Genomic DNA, 19552 nt, shown 5'->3' with positions numbered 1-19552 from the left:
ATGGAATTCGACGCCGTCCTGCTGCTGTCCTTCGGTGGGCCGGAAGGCCCCGAGCAGGTGCGGCCGTTCTTGGAGAACGTCACCCGGGGTCGCAACGTGCCGCCGGAACGCCTCGACCACGTCGCCGAGCACTACCTGCATTTCGGCGGGGTGTCACCGATCAACCGGATCAACCTGGCGCTGATCGAGCAGTTGCACGCCGAACTGACCGACCGCGGCCTGGACATCCCGGTCTATTTCGGCAACCGCAACTGGGAGCCCTACGTCGAAGACACCGTCGCAACCATGCGCGACAACGGGATTCGCCGAGCGGCTGTGTTCACCACCTCGGCTTGGAGCGGCTATTCCAGCTGCACCCAATACGTCGAGGACATCGCTCGGGCGCGACGCGCCGCCGGGCCGGACGCACCCGAATTGGTCAAGCTGCGGCCGTATTTCGACCACCCGCTTTTTGTCGAGATGTTCGCCGGGGCAATCACAGACGCGGCCGAAAAGGTTCCCGACGCGCGCCTGGTGTTCACCGCGCATTCGATCCCGGTGGCCGCCGACGAGCGGCTGGGCCCGCGGCTGTACAGCCGGCAAGTCGCCTACGCCGCAAGCCTTGTGGCGGCCGCCGCCGGATACGCCGACTACGACCTGGTATGGCAGTCGCGCTCGGGGCCGCCCCAGGTCCCGTGGCTTGAGCCCGACGTCGCCGACCACCTGGCGGCCCTGGCGGAGGCGGGCACGACGGCCTTCGTCGTTTGCCCGATCGGTTTTGTGGCCGACCACATCGAGGTGGTGTGGGACCTCGACCACGAGTTGGCGGGACAGGCCGAGGCCGCGGGGATCGTCATGGCGCGGGCGTCAACGCCCAACGCCCAGCCGCGTTTTGCGCAACTGGCCGTCGACCTGATCGACGAATTGCGCCACGGTCGGGCGCCCGAACGCGTGACTGGTCCCGACCCGGTGCCCGGCTGCCTCGCCAGCGTCGACGGCGCGCCATGCGAGCCGCCGCACTGTGCCGCCCGCTATCAGGACTAGTCCGCCCAGGCCGAATGCAGGATCGCGGTCACGGCGGCCATCCGCGCCGAACGCACCACGGCGGTCAGCGGTCGTAGCGCGTCGCTGGCGATGCGGGCCTCCGACGACGACTGCGTGCCGAGCGGTTCGAGGCCGGCGGCGATGGGCGCGGCGAAACGGTCCGGTGAGTCGGACCGGCTCAGCCCCGCGCTGACGGCGATGATGGCGTCGACGTGCGCGGCGTTCTCCAGCACCCGCAGCGCGCGCGACGGCGCGTGATCCGGAATGCGGTGTTGTCGTGCGGATTCCAGCAATTGTTCGACCAGCCCCCGCGGATCGTCGACGTCGGCCGCGGCCGATCCCAGCCCGATGGTGCCCAGCGCGTCGGCGGCAGAGCGCACGGCGGACCGCAGGTGTATTCGGCGTCGCCCAACTCGTAGTGGTCGAGTATCGGGGCGCCGGGCAGCGAGTACACGGTCCACGTCAGCGTGCACAGTTCGGCCAGGCCGGTCTCGTAGTCGTCGGGCGTGTCGTCGTCGTCCTGATAGGAGAATTCGGGGACCAGGCCGACGGCGGTAGCGGGGCTGTGGGGGTTGGCGATGATGATCGCCTCGCCGGCGGACAGCGCGTCCCGCTCGAACTGCGTTCCCGGGGCCAGGCCGCGCACATCGCCGGGTACCGGCAAAACCACGTTGATGGTCCCGCGCATCAAGGGAGGCGCCCCCCGCGTCGACGTGGGGCGGCCCACCGCGGCGCGCAGAGTCTGCAGCAGCGTGACCGTCCCGGCGTCGTTGACATCGGGCCACGGCAGCCCGGTATGACCCGCCGCCACGGCATCATACGCGGTCACCGATTGCTTTGGCGCCCAAACGGATAACGCGTCCAGGACGTCATCGGGCGCGGCCTTACCCGCGAGCCAGGCATTGGCCCACAGGGACAGCGAAACACTGGGACACCACACCAGACGCAGTGTAGTTGTTTTGCCCCGCACAGGCGGATCACGCGTATCCTTGCCGCATGCACGCCGCGCTGCTATGGCTAATATTCGCGCTGGTGCTGGCCGGTGCGGAGGCGCTCACCGGCCATATGTTTTTGGTGATGCTCGGCGGGGGCGCGCTGGCCGCGGCCCTCACGAGTTGGTTGCTGGATTCACCGGTGTGGGTGGACGGCGCGGTGTTCCTGGTCGTCTCGGTGCTGCTGCTGGTGGTGGTGCGTCCGCCGCTGCGGCGCCGGCTGACGCCGAACGTGCCGCGCTTGGGAATCGAAGCGCTGGAGGGCAAAACCGCGCTGGTGCTCGAGCGCGTGGCCCGCGACAACGGTCAGGTGAAGCTCGACGGCCAGGTGTGGACCGCGCGTCCGCTCGACGAGAACGACGTCTACGAACCCGGCGAGCCCGTGACCGTGATGCAGATCGACGGCGCCACCGCGGTGGTCTTCAAGGCCGGCCTGTAGGGCCGCGAGAACGGCTGCGAAAGAAAGGAACTCCGATGCAAGGTGCGGTTGCTGGTCTGGTGCTGCTGGCGGTGCTGGTGATTTTCGCCATCGTCGTGGTGGCCAAGTCGGTGGCGCTGATACCGCAGGCCGAGGCCGCGGTGATCGAACGGCTGGGCCGCTACAGCCGCACCGTCAGCGGACAACTCACACTGCTGGTGCCGTTCATCGACCGCATCCGGGCCCGGGTGGACCTGCGTGAGCGGGTGGTGTCGTTCCCGCCGCAGCCGGTGATCACCGAGGACAACCTGACCCTCAACATCGACACCGTCGTCTATTTCCAGGTCACGGTTCCCCAGGCGGCCGTCTACGAGATCAGCAACTACATCGTCGGCGTCGAGCAGCTCACCACCACCACGCTGCGCAACGTGGTCGGCGGGATGACGCTGGAGCAGACGCTGACATCGCGCGACCAGATCAACGGGCAGCTGCGCGGCGTGCTCGACGAGGCCACCAACCGCTGGGGCCTGCGGGTCGCACGGGTCGAGTTGCGCAGCATCGACCCGCCGCCGTCGATCCAGGCGTCGATGGAAAAGCAGATGAAAGCCGACCGCGAGAAACGGGCGATGATCCTCACCGCCGAAGGTATGCGCGAGGCGGCCATCAAGGAGGCCGAGGGCCAAAAGCAGGCGCAGATCCTGGCCGCCGAGGGCGCCAAGCAGGCGGCGATCCTGGGCGCCGAGGCCGAGCGGCAGTCCCGGATGCTGCGCGCCCAGGGTGAGCGCGCCGCCGCCTACCTGCAGGCGCAGGGGCAGGCCAAGGCGATCGAGAAGACCTTCGCCGCGATCAAGGCGGGCCGGCCCACCCCGGAGATGCTCGCCTACCAGTACCTGCAGACGCTGCCGGAGATGGCCCGCGGCGACGCCAACAAGGTGTGGGTGGTGCCCAGCGACTTCAGCGCGGCGCTGCAGGGATTCACCAAACTCCTGGGCACCCCGGGCCAGGACGGGGTGTTCCGCTTCCAGCCCTCGCCGGTCGAGGACGCGCCCAAGCACAGCGCCGACGACGACTCCGACGTCGCGGACTGGTTCTCCACCGAAACCGACCCCGCGATCGCCCAGGCGGTGGCGAAGGCGGAGGCGATCGCCCGTCAGCCGGCCGAAGGCCCGGGCGAGCTGACTCAATAGGATTGCGGGATGAGTGCGTTGACCTCCCCCAAGACTTATGCGGCGCTTGGCGCCTTCCACGCCGTCGACGCGGTACTGTGCGGCGTCCAGGTGGCCCCGATCAAGAAGGTGCTGGATGACGTGGGCCTGCCGGAGAACGTGCGGCCCGTGTTGCCGGTGGTGAAGGCGACCGCCGCGATCGGCCTGCTGTCGGTCACCCGTTTCCCCGTCCTGGCGAGGGTGACGACGGCGATGCTGACGCTGTACTTCGTGGTGGCGGTCGGCGCGCACGTCCGGGTGCGCGACAAGGTCGTCAACGGCCTTCCGGCCGCGCTGTTTTTGGCCCTGTTCGCCGCGATGACGGTCAAGGGCCCGGATCGGGGTTAGTCCAGCTTCAACTCGACCAGCGGCAGCGGGGTATCCGTGTCGGTGATCGGCTCGCCGAGCGTGTCCTCGAGCACCGGGCGCATCCGCTCCCACGTTTTGGGGTGGCGGGTTCGATAGTCGGCCAGCGTGCGGTCGGCCTCGTGTTGGTCGAGGACGCGCGCGGCGGCGGGCCTGGGCGCGTGGCTGCCGGCGTAGACGCGTACTTGAGGGTTGGCCGCAATGTTGCGGAACCACTGGGCTTTTCGGCCAAATCCGGAGGCCACGACGTAGGTGTCGGGGGACGGGTGGTCGATGACCTCCAGCACCGCGTGGCGCGGCGCTCCGGATTTACGGCCGATGTGTTCGAGCAACAGGATGCGCGAACCGAACAGCGCGCCCGCACGGGCCTTGTAGATCCAGATCGGTGCGCGCATCAGGTGGCGCGACCGCAGCAGCCGTGCGGCGAGCTTGGCGGGGAGCGGAGACGATTGATCTCGTGGCACGCTCCCCATCCTGCACTCAGGGGCGCGGCGCGGGGGACGGTGGCGGCGGGGGCGGCGTCGGGACACCCTCGTGCGGCGGTCCCGGCCAGGCGCCATGCGGCGGTTCCAGCGGGCCCGGCGGGCCGGGCGGGCCGGGCGGGCTGGGCGGGCTGGGCGGCGGCGCAAATCCGAACCCTCCCGGACCGGCCATCGGCGGCGGGGGCGCATGGAACAGCATCGGCGGGGGCCCGGGTGGTGGCGGCGGGCCGGGCGGACCGACGCTGACGATCCAGGCGAAGGCGATGGCCGCGACGGTGCCGACCGCGCCCACCAGCGCTCCCGCCACCCCGGCGGCGATCACCACACCGGTGGGGTGACGGCGTCGCTCGGGCGGACGGTGGGCGGGCGGCGGATTGCTCGGCGGATTGGTGTCGATGTCGTCGTTCGTGGTCATGTCACGGACGGTAGGAGCCGGATCTGAAGTGGATCTGAAGAAACTGCGCCGAGTCCCATCCGCCACTGCCGTCACGAGCGGAAGGAAGCAGTGTTGTGCCCACCTCCGAGCGACAACGGCCGCGACGCCGCGCCGGCAGCGAGATTGTCGCTCGGAGGTGGGCACCGAACACATCGCCGACCTCTTGTGACCAACGAGGCTGCCGTGGCGGGAGAGACCGGCGTCTTCAGGTTCGTTTCAGCACCGGCGCCGACAATGGTGGTCATGACTGATTGCGTCCGCACGGCCGCGGGTCGCGGCGGTCACTTCAGCGTGGGCACACCGCGGGTGCTGGTCGTCGAAGACTCAGAGACCATCCGGGAGATGGTCAGCGAGGCGCTCGCCGATGTCGGCTATCACACCGACGCCCGCTGCGACGGCGACGGGCTGGAAGAGGTGCTCGACGGCATGCGGCCCGATCTCGTGGTGCTCGACGTGATGCTGCCGGGCCGCGACGGGTTCGCGCTCATCGATGTCATCCGCGAATGGGGCGACATCGGAATCGTCTTGATCACCGCTCGCGACGGGCTGCCGGACCGGTTGCGCGGCCTCGACGGCGGAGCCGACGACTACGTCATCAAGCCGTTCGAGTTGGCCGAGCTGGTGTCGCGGGTCGGCGCGGTGTTGCGCCGGCGCGGACGGCTGCCGCAGGTGGTTCAGGTGGGCGAAGTTGCGCTGGACCTCGGCGCCGGGGTCGCCGCGCGCGACGGCCACCGGCTCGACCTGACCGCCACCGAGCTGCGCGTGCTGGCCTTCCTCGTGGAGCAGCGGGGCCGGATCGTCTCCGCCGCCCAGATCCTGAACGGGGTGTGGGGCTACGACGCGTACGACCCCAACCTGGTGCAGGTGCACGTCAGCGGATTGCGGCGCAAGCTCGAGGCCCACGGCCCCCGGATCCTGCACACCGTTCGCGGCATCGGCTACCGGCTGCAACCCGAGCGGCCATGACGGGCGCATCGACGACGCCGACTCCGTCGCTGCAACGGCGCGTGACGCTGGTGGTGTTGGCGCTGCTGGCCGTCCTGCTAATGGTGCTCGGGGTGACCATCGACGTCACGATGGGCGTCCTCACCCGCCACAATCTGCACGACCGGCTGCTCGCCGAGACATCGCGCGCCGACGCGCTCAGCGCCGCGCACACCTCGCCCGATCGGATCGCGGCCGAACTCAACGGCGGCGGGATTCGCGGGCTCGTCGTCACCGCCGACGGCGCCGCCTACGGAGACCGCGGGATCAGCCCCGACCTGACCGCCGGACCGGTGCAGCCGCCACCGCCGCCCGTTCCGCCACCTCCGCCACCGCCGTATCCGCCTGCGCCCTATGCGTTTCCGCCGCCACCGCCGCCGCGACCGCCAAGGCCCGGCCCTCCGCCGGATGCCACCGCGACGGCCGTGGTGCATCCGTTGCCCGACGGCTCCCGGGTGATCCTGGTCGCCGACACCACGCAGACGACGCAGGTCACTCGCCAGCTGCGTGGGCTGCTGATCGCGGCGGGCCTGGTGACCTTGCTGATCGCGGCGCTGTTGCTGATCGCGGTTAGCCGGGCGGCGCTGCGGCCGCTGGATCGGCTCACGGCGCTGGCCAACGCCATCACCACCGGGGACCGCGGCTGCCGCCTGCATCCCGAGCGCACCGACACCGAACTCGGCCGCGCCGCAAGCGCTTTCGACGGCATGCTGGACGCCTTGGAAACGTCCGAGCGCCGCGCCCGGCGCGCCGCCGACACCGCACAGCGCGCGGAGACGGCAGCCCGGCGATTCCTCGTCGACGCCGCCCACGAGCTGCGCACCCCGATCGCCGGCATCCAGGTCGCCGCCGAGCAACTCGCCAACAGCGCCTCCGAACACCACGACGGAAGCCAATATCGCCGGGCGGCGCTGCTGTTCTCCGATGCGCGCCGGGCCGGACGGCTCGTGTCCGACATGCTGGACCTGAGCCGCATCGACGCCGGGCTGGCGCTCGAGCGCGATGACGTCGACGTGGCCGCCGTGCTCGATGGCGAAGTCGACCGAGCCGCCATGCTGGCACCGCAGATCACGGTGCGCCGCACCGGATTACCGTCGCTGACGCTACAGGCCGACCCGACCCGGTTGTCGCAGATCGTGTCCAACCTGCTCGACAACGCTCGCCGGTACACCCCGGCCGGCGGCGCCATCACCGTCGACCTGCGCGCCGGCGACGACGTCGCGGAGGTCACCGTGACCGACACCGGGCCGGGCATCCCGGAGCAGGAGCGGGATCGCGTCTTCGAGCGGCTGGTGCGCCTGGACACCGGGCGCGCCCGCGACCACGGCGGCGCCGGGCTGGGACTGGCGATCGCCCGGGCGCTGGCCCGCGCCCACGGCGGCGACCTGGAGTGCCTGCCCCACGAGGGCGGCGCTCAGTTCCGGCTCGTCCTGCCGATCAACGCCCGGCGATCGGGATAGCTGAGTCGGACCGGGCGCGGAACGAGGCCAGGGTCGAGCAGCGGCATCTGCGCTGGATTCGCTTCTGGCCCAAGCTGTTTGGCGGCCGGCTGTCCCGTACGGACGGTCATGATTGCTCCGTCACGTCTGCGGTCATGGCTACCAGCACGCGCTTGAACCGTTCGACCAGCTTTTCGATTCTGTCCGCCGTGAACACGTCGGTATCGAATTCGACGCGGAGACCCAGTTCGTGGCCCGGCGCGACTTGCACCGAAAGCGGGTAGTGATTGTATTCGCGGTTCGTAAAGCCAGTTATCTTCAACTCGTCGACGGCCGACAGCGCGGCGGTGTCGATCGGATAGTTCTCGTACACGAACATCGTGTCGAACAACTGGTCGTGTCCCGTTATGCGGTGTATCTCACTCAGAGCCAGGTGCTGGTGGTCAAGCGTCTTGGTGTAGGCGATCTGCAGCTGCTCAAGCAGGTCGGCGGTGGTCGTCTCCGCGCCGATGGTCGCCCGGACCGGGACCGTGTTGATCAACAGACCGACCATCGATTCCGCGCCGGCCAGGTCGGTCGGCCGCCCGGACACCGCGGTGCCGAACACCACGTCGTCCTGTCCGGTCAGCCACGTCAGCAGCAGCGCCCACGCGGCCTGCAGGACGGTGCTGACCGTGGTGTGGTACGAGCGCGCCAGCTCGCCCAACGCCTTCGTGGTCTCCGCGGACACTCGGAACGACTCCGCACCGCGCAGACCGAGCGCTAGGCCCCCCGGGGGTCCCACCAGGCTGGGAGCGCCGAACCCGTCGAGGACCTCACGCCATGCCGTCTGAGCCGCGCCTCGGTCTTGTTCGGACAGCCAGGTGACAAAGCTGCGATACGACGGGGCGGCGGGCAACCGCACACCGTAATAGCTGGCGAAGATTTCCTGCAGCAGGATCGGCTTCGACCAACCGTCGAGCACGATGTGGTGGTTGGTGAGCACGAACCTATACAGATCGTCTGCGGTGCGGATCAAGGCAGCCCGGAACGGCGGCCGGCCCGCCAGATCGCAGACCGCGACGCGTTCGGCGGTGCACAGCTGCTGTACCTGTTCCTCGAGATCGGCGTCTGCCGAGCTGAGCTCGACGTACTGCCAGGCCAGCGCCGGATCGGCGGGCATGACCTGCACCGGTTCGCCGAAGTCTTCGCAGAAACCGGCCACCAGGTTCGGGTGGCGGGTGACGACGGCGTGCACCGCCTCGCGCAAGCGTTGCGGATCAAGGGCACCACTCACGGTGATATCGAGCTGCACCGCATACAAGTCGTCACCGCCGCGCCCGCTGCCGGCGTAGTACAGCAGGCCCTGCTGCAGCGGCGTTAGCGGCAACACATCGCCGATCCGGTACTGCTGCGCCAGCCTGTCGATGTCGCGCTGGGCGAGACGGGCCGGCGCGATGTCGGACGGGGTCAAGCCGCCCCCACCACCGCGCACGTGCGCGCAGATGCCGGCCAGCGCGTCGAACCACAGCTCGGCGAGCCGGCTGATCTGCTTGTCGTGCAACGCCGAACGCGCCCAGGTCCAGTTGGCCTGCAGCTGCGGGCCGGCCTCGGTGTCCATCGTGCCGGCATTGAGCTCCACGGTATGCGCCAGCGGCATCTCCACGGCGCCCGCGGCGCCGCCCAGCGAGAAACTGTTCTCGCTGAGCCGCCATAGCTCACTGGAGAGCTCGGCCGCACCCCCCAGACGACCTAGGTAGTTGAAGCCGATCACGGGGTCGGACCCACCCAGATCGACCTCGGGGGTGAGGTAGCGCAGCAGCCCGTAGGTCAGCGGATCGGGCAGGGCGCGCAGCTGTTCCTTGGCGTCCTTGATCGCAGTGCCCAGTGCATCCTCACCCGCTATCACCTGTCCCCAGGACAGGCCGCCGGCCGGGCCCCCGAAGTTCAGCGCCACCGGGTACTTGGTGGTGAACCAGCCCACCGTGCGCGACAAGTCGATATGCGGGGCCAGCTCCTCCTGGCGGCCGTGGCCCTCCACATTGATGCCGATCGGGGCGCTGACGCTCAAGAATTGGGTCCACGCCAGCCCGAACGCGATCAGCAGGATGTCCTGCACCCCGGCATGAAACGCCGCCGGGACCGCACCGAGCAGCAGGCGGGTCGTCTCGACATCCAGGGACACCGACAATTGGCCGGCGCTGACGTAGGTGTCCTCCGCCTGTACCGGCGGCAGCACGGCCGGGATCGCCGCCACCTGACGCCACGCCTCGGCCTGGGCCATCACCTCCGCGGTCTGCGCGTACTCGGCCAACAACGACGACCACCGCGCAAACGACGTCCCGGTTGCCGGCAGCGCCACCGGCTGGCCACTGCGATGCTGGGCCCATGCAATGTTGATGTCTTCCAACAGGATTCGCCACGACACGCCATCGACGGCCAGGTGGTGAATGATCAACGCCAACTGGTTGGTCGACTCGGCCCACACCGCGCGCAGCAATGCCCCGGTCCCCGGGTGCAGGCGTGACCGGGCCGCCACCAACGCCTCGGCCGACAGCGCGTCGACGGTGTCCGCGCAGCCGCCGGCATCTACCGTCCCGGCTTCGGGCACCCACAACGACCAGCCGCCGGCGCCGTCGTCGTCGACGCGCAGCCGCAACGCGGCATGCCGGTCAAGCAACGCCTGCAGCACCACCATCGCGTCGCCCTGTGCGACACCGGCAGGAGCTTGCAACACCATCGTCTGGTTGAACTGCTCGACCGGACCCTCGACGCTGTGCAGCCAGCGCATGATCGGGGTAGCCACCACCGGCCCGGTGCCCTCGTCGACCACGCCGCCCTCGCCGTCGGCGACCACCGTGGCGACCTGTGCGAGGCGCGCCGCGGTCTGTTCGACGAAAACGTCACGCGGACGGCACATTACGCCGGCCGCGCGGGCGCGGGCCACGACCTGCATCGACAGGATGCTGTCGCCGCCCAGATCGAAGAACGAATCATCGACACCGACCCGCTGCACACCCAGTACCTGGGCATAGATGCCGGCCAGGATTTCCTCGACCGCGCTCGATGGAGCCCGGTAACGGTCGACATCGGAGTATTCGGGTGCCGGCAGGGCGCCGACATCGAGCTTGCCGTTGACCGTCAAGGGCAGCGCCTCGAGCACGACGATCGCGGTCGGCACCATGTAGGCCGGCAACCGTTCACCCAACTGCGTACGGATCTCGGCCGGGTCGGCGGCCCCGGTGATGTAGCCCACCAGCCGCTTGTCGCCGGGGCGGTCCTCGCGTGCGATCACCGCCACATGATCGACCCCGTCCAAATCGGCGAGGGCCGCCCGGATCTCACCGAGCTCGATGCGATACCCGCGGATCTTGACCTGCTCGTCAGCGCGGCCGACGTAACGCAGCTGTCCGTCGGCGCCCCACGACACCAAATCCCCGGTGCGATACATGCGGGCCCCCGGCTCCCCGAACGGGCACGCCACAAACCGCGTCGAGCTCAATCCCGGCCTGCCCACATACCCCGCGGCCAACCCGGCACCGGCCACGTACAGCTCGCCGACCACCCCGGCGGGGACCTGACGCATCCACCCGTCGAGTACGAAGAAGGCAAGGTGGGTCAACGGCACGCCGATGGGGCTGGCATTGCTGTCGACGTCGCCGTCGACGATCTCGCGGAACGAGGCGTGCACGGTCGTCTCGGTGATGCCATACATATTGATCAGACGCGGCAGTCCGGGGTGGTGGTTCAGCCACGTCTGCAGACGCTGGGGTTCGAGCGCCTCGCCGCCGAACACCACGGACTGCAATTTCAGCTGCTGCCCCAACCTCGACGCGAGCCCGTCAGCGGTCTGCAGCGCGTAAAACGCCGACGGCGTCTGGCTCAACACATTGACCTGTTCACGAACCAGCAAGGCGTGCAGTTCTTCTGGCGAACGCACCACCGAATCGGGCACCATCACCAACCGCCCGCCATGCAACAGCGAACCGAAGATCTCCCACACCGAGAAGTCAAACGCCAACGAATGACACTGCGTCCACACCTGTCCCAACGTCAACTGAGCGTCCAGCGAATCCAGCAACCGGGTGACGTTGTGATGAGGCACTGCAACACCTTTGGGCGCCCCAGTCGTGCCGGAGGTGTAAATGATGTAGGCGATGTCGTCCGCGGCCGGCGGCGCCAACGGTGTCTCGGGTTGGGCCGTCACCGCAGGGTCGCTGATGTCGATGAGCGGCAGGCCCGATCCCTCCAGTCGTGACCGCATGTCCGCGTTGGTGACCACCGCGATAGGCGCAGAGTCGCCCAACACGAACTCGATCCGCGCCGCGGGCACCGTCGGATCGATCGGCACATACGCGGCACCGGTTTTGAGCACCGCCAGCATTGCCACCACCGCCTCAGGCGTACGCGGAAGCAACAGGGCCACACGCGTACCCGGGCCCGCACCCTGAGAAATCAGCAAGTGCGCCAACCGATTAGCGGACGCCTCCACCTCGCGGTAAGTCCATGACCGATCCCCATAGCTGATCGCCACCGCCTCCGGGTCGCGGACGGTCGCCTGAGCGGCGAACAATTCGGGGATCGAGACCGCGGACGTCTCCGGCTCGGCCAGCACCGCCCGATTGCCCCACTCGTTGAGGCGGTCGTGCTCGCAGCGGTCGAGCAGATCGATCGACGACAACCGCCGGGCGGGATCGGCGATCATTGCCACCAGCGCGCGCCGCAACCGGTCGATCAGCGTGTCGATGGCCGCACGGTCAAATGCGTCCGTGTCGAATTCGACGCGAACACTGAGTTCGTGGCCCGGCGTCGCCACCACCGAAAGCGGATAGTGGTTGAATTCGCGGCTGTCGAACGCGGTAACGGCCAGCTCGTCGGCGCCCAACAGGGCACTGGCGTCGATCGGATAGTTCTCGTACAGGAACAGCGTGTCGAACAGCTGATCGTGGCCGGTGGCGCGGTGGATCTCGGGGAGAGCCAGATACTCGTGCTCGAGGGTTTCGTTGTGGACGCGCTGCAGCTGCTCCAACAGATCGGCCACTGTGGTCCGGGTGGTGGCGTTGGCCCGCACCGGCACCGTGTTGATCATCAGCCCCACAATGGATTCCGAGCCGCTCAGCTCGGTCGGCCTACCGGAGACCGCGGTGCCGAACGCCACATCATGCTGACCGGTCAGCCACATCAGCAGCTGCGCCCACGCGCCCTGCAGCACGGTGCTCACGGTGGTGTGGCACAAGCGGGCCAACTCGGTCAGGGACGCCGTGGTCTCGGCGGACATCCGGAAGGACGCGACGTCGTGGCCGCCTACCTGGCCAGGCGTGCCCACCAATGTCGGCGCGTCGAAGCCCGCCATCACGTCGCGCCAAACGGCCTGTGCGGCACTGCGATCCTGCCGATCCAGCCAGCTGACAAAGCTGCGGTACGACGGGGCCGCGGGCAGTCGCTCGCCGTAGTAGCTGCCGAACATCTCCCGCATCAGGATCGGCAGTGACCAGCCATCCGCCACGATGTGGTGAATGGTGAGCACCAACCGGTATTGGTCTTCTGCGACGCGGATCAACGCCGCACGGAACGTCGGCTTGTCAGCCAGGCCGCAGACCGCGGCGCGCTCAGCAGCACACAGGCGTTCCACCTGCTGATCGGTGTCCGCGCCCGCGGGGTCCAACTCGACGTCCTGCCACCCGATCACCGGCTTCGCCGGGATGACCTGTACCGGCTCGCCGAAGTCTTCGCGGAACCGGGCCAATAGGTTGGGATGGCGGTTGACCACCGCCTGCACGGCCTCGCGCAGGCGGTGCGCATCGAGGGGGCCGTGGACCGTGATACCGAGCTGCACGGTGTACAGGTCGTCCAGACCCGGCACGAAGCTGGTGTGGAACAGCAGACCCTGCTGCACCGGGGTCAGCGGCAGCACGTCCACGACGTCGCCCTGCGAGCAGAGTTGGTCGATCTGCTGTTGGCTGAGTCGGGCGGGAGCGATATCGGATGGGGTAAGCCCGCCGCCGCCGGCTTTGACGTGCGCGCCGATACCGGCCAGAGCCTCAAACCACAACTGGCTCAGGCGGCCGACCTGCTCGTCGTTCAGCGCCGAGCGCGCCCACGTCCAGTTCGCCTGCAGCTGCGGCCCGGCGTCGGTGTCGATGGTGCCGGCATTGAGCTCCACCGTGTGCGCCAACGGCAGGGGCACCGCCGCAGCCATGCCCGCAAACGACAGGCTGTCCACGTTGATCCGCCACAAATCGCCGGGCAGGTCGGCACCCGCACCGAGACGGCCCAGGTAGTTGAACCCGATCGTCGGGTCAGACCCACCGAGATCAACCTCTGGGTTCAGGTAGCGCAGCAGACCATAGGTCAGCGGATCGGGCAGGGCGCGCAGCTGTTCCTTGGCGTCCTTGATCAGTGCGCCGAGTGCGGCCCCACCGGTGACCACCTGTGCCCACGACAGGCCACCGACCGTCACCGCGACCGGATATTTGGTGGTGAACCAGCCCACCGTGCGAGACAGGTCCACACAGGGAGCCAGCTCCTCGTGGCGCCCGTGACCCTCGACGTCGATACCGATCGGCACAGCCGCGCCGGCGCCGAGAAACTCCGCGAACGCCAGGCCGAAAGCGATCAGCAAGATATCGCCGACCCCGGCGTGGAACGCCGCGGGCACCTCACCCAGCAGCAGGCGGGTTGTCTCGACATCCAGCGACGCCGACAGCTGGCCCGCGGACTCGTAGGTGTCCGCCTCGGGTTGCACCGTCGGCAACGCGGCCGGTATTGCTGCCACCTGTCGCCACGCCTCGGCCTGCGCCACTACCTCGGCGCGGCGCGCATGGTCGGCAAGCAGCGCCGACCACCGCGCAAACGATGTCCCGCCGGCGGGCAACGCCACGGGCCGGCCACCGTGATGCTGTGCCCAGGCGATGTTGAGGTCCTCCAACAGGATTCGCCACGACACCCCGTCCACGGCCAGGTGATGAATGATCAATGCCAGCTCGCCGGTGGACGTCGCCCACACCGCGCTGACCATCACTCCCGCCCCAGGGTTCAACCGCGAGCGGGCCTGTGCCAGCGCCTCATTCGACAACACATCGACGGTATGCAGGCATCCGCGCGCGTCCACCGACCCAGCTTCGGGTGCCTCCAGCGACCAGTCGCCGGCGCCGTCATCGTCGATGCGCAGCCGCAACATCGCATGCCGATCGAGTAGCGCCTGAAGGACAACCGCCACGTCGGCTGCCGTCACACCCGCCGGGGCGGCGACCACCATGGTCTGGTTGAACTCGTCGATCGGGCCCTCGACGTCGCGCAGGCAGCGCATGATCGGAGTGGCCACCACCGGGCCGATTCCCTCGTCGACGACGCCGCCTTCGGCACTGGACACCGTCGCGACCCGCGCCAGTCGCGCCACCGTCTGTTCGACGAAAACGTCACGCGGGCGGCACATCACCCCGGCTGCGCGCGCGCGGGCCACGACCTGCATCGACAGGATGCTGTCGCCGCCGAGGTCGAAGAACGAGTCATCGACCCCTACCCGCCGCATCCCGAGGACTTGGGCGTAGATCTCGGCCAGGATTTGTTCGACCGCGCCGGCCGGGGCCCGGTACTCACCGGCGGTGAATTCGGGTGCGGGCAAGGCACGCTTGTCGAGTTTGCCGTTGGCCGTCAATGGGATTGCCGGCAACACGACCACTGCGGCGGGGACCATGTAGGCGGGGAGCCGATCAGCCAGTGCCGCGCGGATCTCGGCCGGGTCGGCGGTGCCGGTGATGTAACCCACCAGCTGCCTGTTGCCCGGGCGGTCCTCGCGGGCGATGACCGCCGCCTGGTCCACCCCGTCGAGAGCAGCCAGGGCTACCTGGATTTCACCGACTTCGATCCGGTACCCGCGGATCTTGACCTGCTCGTCGGCGCGGCCCAGGTGTCGCAGCTGCCCGTCCGCGCCCCAGGAGACCAGGTCGCCGGTGCGATACATCCGTGTTCCGGGGGCCCCGAACGGGCACGCCACAAAGCGCGACGCGGTCAAACCAGCACGCCGCACATACCCGACGCCCACGCCACGACCGGCCAGGTACAGCTCACCGACCACCCCGGCCGGCACCGGCTGCAACCACTTGTCGAGCACGAACATTGCCGCCCCGGGTATCGGCGACCCGATCGGCACCAGGCCCGGTCCCGGCGTCAGCGGCGTACTCATCGATGCACACACTGTCGCCTCGGTCGGGCCGTAGGCATTGATCATCACCCGCCCGGGTGTCGCCCAACGATCCACGACGTCGGTCGGGCAGGCCTCACCGCCCACCACCAACGCCGTCGACTCCAGCCCTTCCGGTGACAGCATCGCCACCGACGACGGAATCTGAGTCAGGACGCTGACGTGTTCCGCGACCAGCAATGCGTGGAGATCTTCCGGGGACCCGGCGACTGCCTCCGGCACCACCAGCAGCCGCCTACCCCGCAGCAGCGCACCCCAGATATCCCACACCGATAGGTCGAAGGCCGAGGAGTAGCACTGCGCCCACACCCCGCCCGGCGGCAGGAGTTCGTCGAGCGCCTCGATCAGCCACGTGACGTTGTGGTGCGTGATGGCTACGCCCTTGGGTGTTCCGGTGGTACCGGAGGTGTAGATGATGTAGGCGACATTTTCGGGGGCGGGATACGGAAGTGGGGTGCCGGGTTGGGCCTCGATGGAGGGATCGTGGACATCGATGACCGGCAGGTCGGATTTGTCCAGCCGTGAGCGCAGTTCGGCCGTGGTGATCACGGCGGTCGGTGCGGCATCGGCAAGCACGAACTCCATCCGCGCCGACGCATGCGCCGGGTCGATCGGCAGATACGCCGCCCCGGTCTTGAGCACGGCCAGCATCGCCACGATCGCCTCCGCGCTCCGGGGGAAAAGCAGCGCTACACACTGCCCTGGGCCAACCCCACGGCCGGCCAGAAGATGGGCCAACCGGTTCGCGGCCTCATCGAGCCCCCGATACGTCATGGCGCGGCCGTCGAACGTCACCGCTATTGCCTCGGGGGTGCGCTCGGCGTGCTCGGCGAACACCGCCGGAATCGACGCCGACGCGGTTACCGGCCGGGCTGACGCCGCGCGATGCGACCACCTATCGAGCCGGTCGTTCTCTTCCGCATCGAGGATTTCGATCGAGGAGATCGGCCGTTGTGGATCGGCGGTCATTTCCATCAGCACCTGCTGCAGGCGTGCCGCCAGATAGGGAACGCCAAAGCTCGCAAAGGGTTGTCCGACCCCCGCCGTGCTGAGAAACAGCTGATCGGCGGCCCCGATGAAGAACAGGCCGAAGTGCCCGGCCGGGCCGTTGTTGGTGTACGTCGCGGTTGCCGGAGCGCCTCCGAGCTCCAGGGTCAATCGAGATGGGATGAAATTGACACCTACCCGGTTCGATGGCTCTCTGAGGCTGCGGGAGCCGACTTCACCGTCGAGCTGGTGCACCGGAAACCGTTGATGCTTCAGCAATTGTCGTATCTGGACGTCAACGTGCTGACAAAAATCGGCGACCGTTGTCTGCGGTGACGTCTGCAGGACCAGCGGCACAACTCCGGCGAGCATCCCTGGGAGCGTCTTCGACTCGGGACGTACGCGCCGGCTGACCGGGAAATCCAGTGCCACCTCCGAACCGCTTCCCGACCATGCATGCACCACGAGTGCGGACGCCGCGGTGATGACCGAATAGCGACGGATGCGCAGCTTCTTTGCCAACGCTTGCATCCGGGCGACGGCGGTCGCGTCCAATTGGACTGAGGCCGAAGGCGAACACGGGTCCCCGCTGGCGTCGGTCTGGGGGAGCTGATAGTCGTGTCCGCCCTCCGGCGGAAGGTTCTTGCGCCAGTACGCCTCGTCTTCCAGATAGTCGGTGGATGCTTCGTATCCCGACTCGAGGTCAATCAAATCCTGCGCCGAGCCGAAATAGGCGTCGGGAACGGGCGATCCAGCCACCATTGCCGAATAGATGGTGGCAACCCGACGGGACACCAGCGCCATGCCCAACCCGTCCAAAACGATGTGGTGGCAGCAGCCGAACAAGTAAAACTCCTCGGCCTGCGTCTGGAACAGGACGAATCTGAATAGCTGGCCGTTCAACGCCATCGGCGTGCGCTGGATGGAGGAAGCACTCCGACGGACGTCCTGCAGGGGATCGAGCGAGCCGGTCAGGTCGTGAAACTCGACCTCGACGTGCGGGCAATCGATCGGCCGTTGGAGCACCTGCCCGTCGATCTCGAAGAATGAAACCCGGAGCGGCTCGGCTTCCGATACCGCTTGGCGGATCGCCCGCTCGAGGACATCCCGGCGTATCGAGCCTTCGATCTTTATCAACAGGCCGAGCTGCCAATCCGTGCCGGCATAGCCCGATTCCTGCGAGAGCCAGATGTCCAGTTGTCCGCGTGTCAGCGGTAACGCCAGGCCATCACGCCCCATCGACTCCCCCAGAGCTCCACCCACTCGCCCCGCTTACCTCGAGTGGTTACTGGTCAAAATCCTGCCCGTCGTCTGCTCGTCGCGCAGAGATTTCGGCCGAATGTCGGGCCAATTCTTCTCGATGCGACTGCTGAAACGCCGCGCGTCGGCTCCCGTAGCGGCCATCCGCCCTCCAGCTGGACCACCGGCGAAGCCGCCGCTGGGACATGTGAATCCGGTTGAGGGGCAAGCGGATTGGGATCGAAACCGAGGCGCGGACCGGTTCCGCAGGAGGTTCCTGACGGCGTCACGACTGGGCGATCGCACAGGATGCGTTCGGCGCGACGTGAACGATCAGCTGGCCGGATTCGGGCCCGGATCGGTGTGACGGTCGCCAACCGTGCCGGGAGATAACAGTGCCGCCGCGTATCGGCGATTTTGCGAACGTGCGGGGCGGACCACGGTTACACTCCGTTTCGATTCGGGGGATTTACCGCCGGCGACGCACCTGATCTCGGGCGATCAACGTGAGCGCAGGCACCGGTAGGACGTGGGTGTTGAGTTTCGCCATGGGGAGGGGCGTCAATGAACCGACGATCGGATTATGTCTTCACTGAACTCAGCCATCACACGGACGACTGCGTGCCGGTAATACAACAATATCTTGATTTTCTTGTCCGTGGTGACGGTCGAAAAGCTCATTGTCCATTCACCGAGACGATGCTCGGAAAGCGCCAATTCTACTACGATACGAGCGATTTTCTCCTGGATGAGGAGGAATTTTTCCGGGCTATCGCGGAGATGCGTGAATTTCACGCTAGACATTCTGATCGTTATTTGGTTGTCGGGGTGGCGTATCAGAATGTCGATAATTTCCGGCAAGCGGTCGCTGCCCAAGGCGAAGTGTGGCGACAGAAAATGAGGCTCGAGCTTATAGCCGCTGGCCTGACGATTGCCTGGACTCATCCGAAAAATCCACTCGGCACCCATACGGATCGCGATAAGCCTGTCGAGCCTCTTTGGGTGAGCGATATTCCACTTCTTATGCTCAGGAATCTCGACAAGGGCGATGAACCGTTCATGGTGAGCGCCGATTCCAAGACCGCGTTCGTGCTGGGCATGAAATATCGCGAATCAATACCAATCGCGATACGTCCTGGCGCGATGAGTCCGCAGCTGGAATCGCACTATAAGTTGAACGCTCTGGCGGATCTCATGAATCATGTTCGACTTTCCTCCGTCAGATCGGTAACAGCCGATTTGGCCGGAGACCTCACGGTGCTTTTGAAAAGCGGAAAAACCTGCGCGCATGCGTGGAGTCCCGAGCCCGCGATATCGGAGGTAATGCAAAATGCTTGAGCTTCCGTGCACCCGGATTGTCGAAAGGCGGGAACGCCCCGTCGATCTGAAGTGACCAACTTCGGGGCAGGAAAGCTTAGCAACTTCGACCTGAGGGGAGCGCCAGGCGACGACATCTGGAAATCAACCATGAACGCCGCTTTCCGGCAGTAACAACGTTGCTTTTTAGCGACTAGGTCACAAACGTTTGTCCTGGTGAACGCCCCGGTTTAATCCGGGCCGAACATCCTGCGACATCGCACTCCCCATGGACAAAGAAAGACTCGATTGGTTCTGCGCGGCAAGGAGGACGTGAATGTACTTACGCTCAACCGCGTGGATCCGCGCGCAATGGCTTACGTATACCCGCGCATTTATTGTGTTCACCCGCATGTCGAAATCGGCAAATAATTTATTGCCCGAAGAAATATGACCAGCAAAGTCGGAACAAGGTGGTGCCACATGGTCTTCTATGCAGTGCA

9 protein-coding genes and 2 pseudogenes are annotated in these 19552 nt (G+C 67.3%); 7 read left to right on the top strand and 4 right to left on the bottom strand.

Translation table 11 applies throughout. The features are described from left to right. A pseudogene (locus tag OCQ_RS15600) lies at positions 1–1048 on the top strand (ferrochelatase); the annotation flags it as partial. Here OCQ_RS15600 and OCQ_RS15595 read toward each other — a convergent pair. Then, positions 1020–1963: pseudogene (locus OCQ_RS15595) on the bottom strand (hypothetical protein). The pseudogenes OCQ_RS15600 and OCQ_RS15595 sit on opposite strands and share 29 nt — an antisense overlap. 56 nt (positions 1964–2019) lie before the next feature. On the opposite strand from OCQ_RS15595, the gene OCQ_RS15590 reads away from it, so the two are divergent. The 3 genes from OCQ_RS15590 to OCQ_RS15580 are packed head-to-tail and all read left to right on the top strand — an operon-like array spanning position 2020 to position 3986. Further along, positions 2020–2454: an NfeD family protein gene (locus OCQ_RS15590; RefSeq protein WP_008257952.1), complete on the top strand. Its 435-nt coding sequence runs from the start codon at positions 2020–2022 to the stop codon at positions 2452–2454. Positions 2455–2489: 35 nt separating this feature from the next. After that, positions 2490–3620 (top strand): SPFH domain-containing protein, encoded by a 1131-nt coding sequence (locus tag OCQ_RS15585; RefSeq protein WP_041785067.1) that lies wholly within the window; start codon positions 2490–2492, stop codon positions 3618–3620. A 9-nt stretch (positions 3621–3629) separates the two neighbouring features. Further along, on the top strand, positions 3630–3986 hold the full coding sequence (locus OCQ_RS15580; RefSeq protein ID WP_014385189.1) for a DoxX family protein: 357 nt from the start codon (positions 3630–3632) through the stop codon (positions 3984–3986). On the opposite strand, the gene OCQ_RS15575 is transcribed toward OCQ_RS15580, so the two are convergent. Next, positions 3983–4477 (bottom strand): nitroreductase family deazaflavin-dependent oxidoreductase, encoded by a 495-nt coding sequence (locus OCQ_RS15575; RefSeq protein ID WP_041785066.1) that lies wholly within the window; start codon positions 4475–4477, stop codon positions 3983–3985. The genes OCQ_RS15580 and OCQ_RS15575 overlap by 4 nt on opposite strands. A 7-nt stretch (positions 4478–4484) precedes the next feature. Further along, positions 4485–4901, bottom strand: a complete 417-nt coding sequence (locus tag OCQ_RS15570; protein WP_014385187.1) for a hypothetical protein — start codon at positions 4899–4901, stop codon at positions 4485–4487. Positions 4902–5156: 255 nt separating this feature from the next. On the opposite strand from OCQ_RS15570, the gene OCQ_RS15565 reads away from it, so the two are divergent. Then, the gene (locus tag OCQ_RS15565) at positions 5157–5888 is read left to right on the top strand and encodes a response regulator transcription factor (RefSeq protein WP_014385186.1); all 732 of its coding nucleotides are present in this window, start codon (positions 5157–5159) and stop codon (positions 5886–5888) included. Further along, positions 5885–7366 carry a HAMP domain-containing sensor histidine kinase gene (locus OCQ_RS15560; RefSeq protein ID WP_014385185.1) on the top strand — a complete coding sequence of 494 codons (1482 nt, stop codon included), beginning with the start codon at positions 5885–5887 and terminating at the stop codon, positions 7364–7366. Before OCQ_RS15565 ends, OCQ_RS15560 begins: the two co-directional genes overlap by 4 nt. Positions 7367–7472: 106 nt before the next feature. On the opposite strand, the gene OCQ_RS15555 is transcribed toward OCQ_RS15560, so the two are convergent. Beyond that, entirely contained in the window at positions 7473–17753 is a 10281-nt protein-coding gene (locus OCQ_RS15555) for a non-ribosomal peptide synthetase (protein ID WP_014385184.1), read from the bottom strand. Positions 17754–18317: 564 nt separating this feature from the next. On the opposite strand from OCQ_RS15555, the gene OCQ_RS26905 reads away from it, so the two are divergent. Then, complete coding sequence (locus OCQ_RS26905) at positions 18318–19091, top strand: hypothetical protein (RefSeq protein WP_014385183.1); 774 nt, start codon at positions 18318–18320, stop codon at positions 19089–19091. Positions 19092–19552: the final 461 nt, after the last annotated feature.

This window comes from Mycobacterium paraintracellulare (assembly GCF_000276825.1).
Lineage (GTDB): Bacteria > Actinomycetota > Actinomycetes > Mycobacteriales > Mycobacteriaceae > Mycobacterium > Mycobacterium intracellulare.
The sequence above is the reverse complement of the archived record's forward strand: the minus strand, read 5'-3'. Positions and strand labels throughout refer to the sequence as shown.

Bases quoted from the DNA above. Each gene is read 5' to 3' on its own strand.
- OCQ_RS26905 (WP_014385183.1), top strand. From the start codon at position 18,318: ATGAACCGACGATCGGATTATGTCTTCACTGAACTCAGCCATCACACG.
- OCQ_RS15570 (WP_014385187.1), bottom strand. From the start codon at position 4,901: ATGACCACGAACGACGACATCGACACCAATCCGCCGAGCAATCCGCCG.
- OCQ_RS15590 (WP_008257952.1), top strand. From the start codon at position 2,020: ATGCACGCCGCGCTGCTATGGCTAATATTCGCGCTGGTGCTGGCCGGT.
- OCQ_RS15555 (WP_014385184.1), bottom strand. From the start codon at position 17,753: ATGGGGCGTGATGGCCTGGCGTTACCGCTGACACGCGGACAACTGGAC.
- OCQ_RS15575 (WP_041785066.1), bottom strand. From the start codon at position 4,477: ATGGGGAGCGTGCCACGAGATCAATCGTCTCCGCTCCCCGCCAAGCTC.
- OCQ_RS15580 (WP_014385189.1), top strand. From the start codon at position 3,630: ATGAGTGCGTTGACCTCCCCCAAGACTTATGCGGCGCTTGGCGCCTTC.
- OCQ_RS15585 (WP_041785067.1), top strand. From the start codon at position 2,490: ATGCAAGGTGCGGTTGCTGGTCTGGTGCTGCTGGCGGTGCTGGTGATT.
- OCQ_RS15560 (WP_014385185.1), top strand. From the start codon at position 5,885: ATGACGGGCGCATCGACGACGCCGACTCCGTCGCTGCAACGGCGCGTG.
- OCQ_RS15565 (WP_014385186.1), top strand. From the start codon at position 5,157: ATGGTGGTCATGACTGATTGCGTCCGCACGGCCGCGGGTCGCGGCGGT.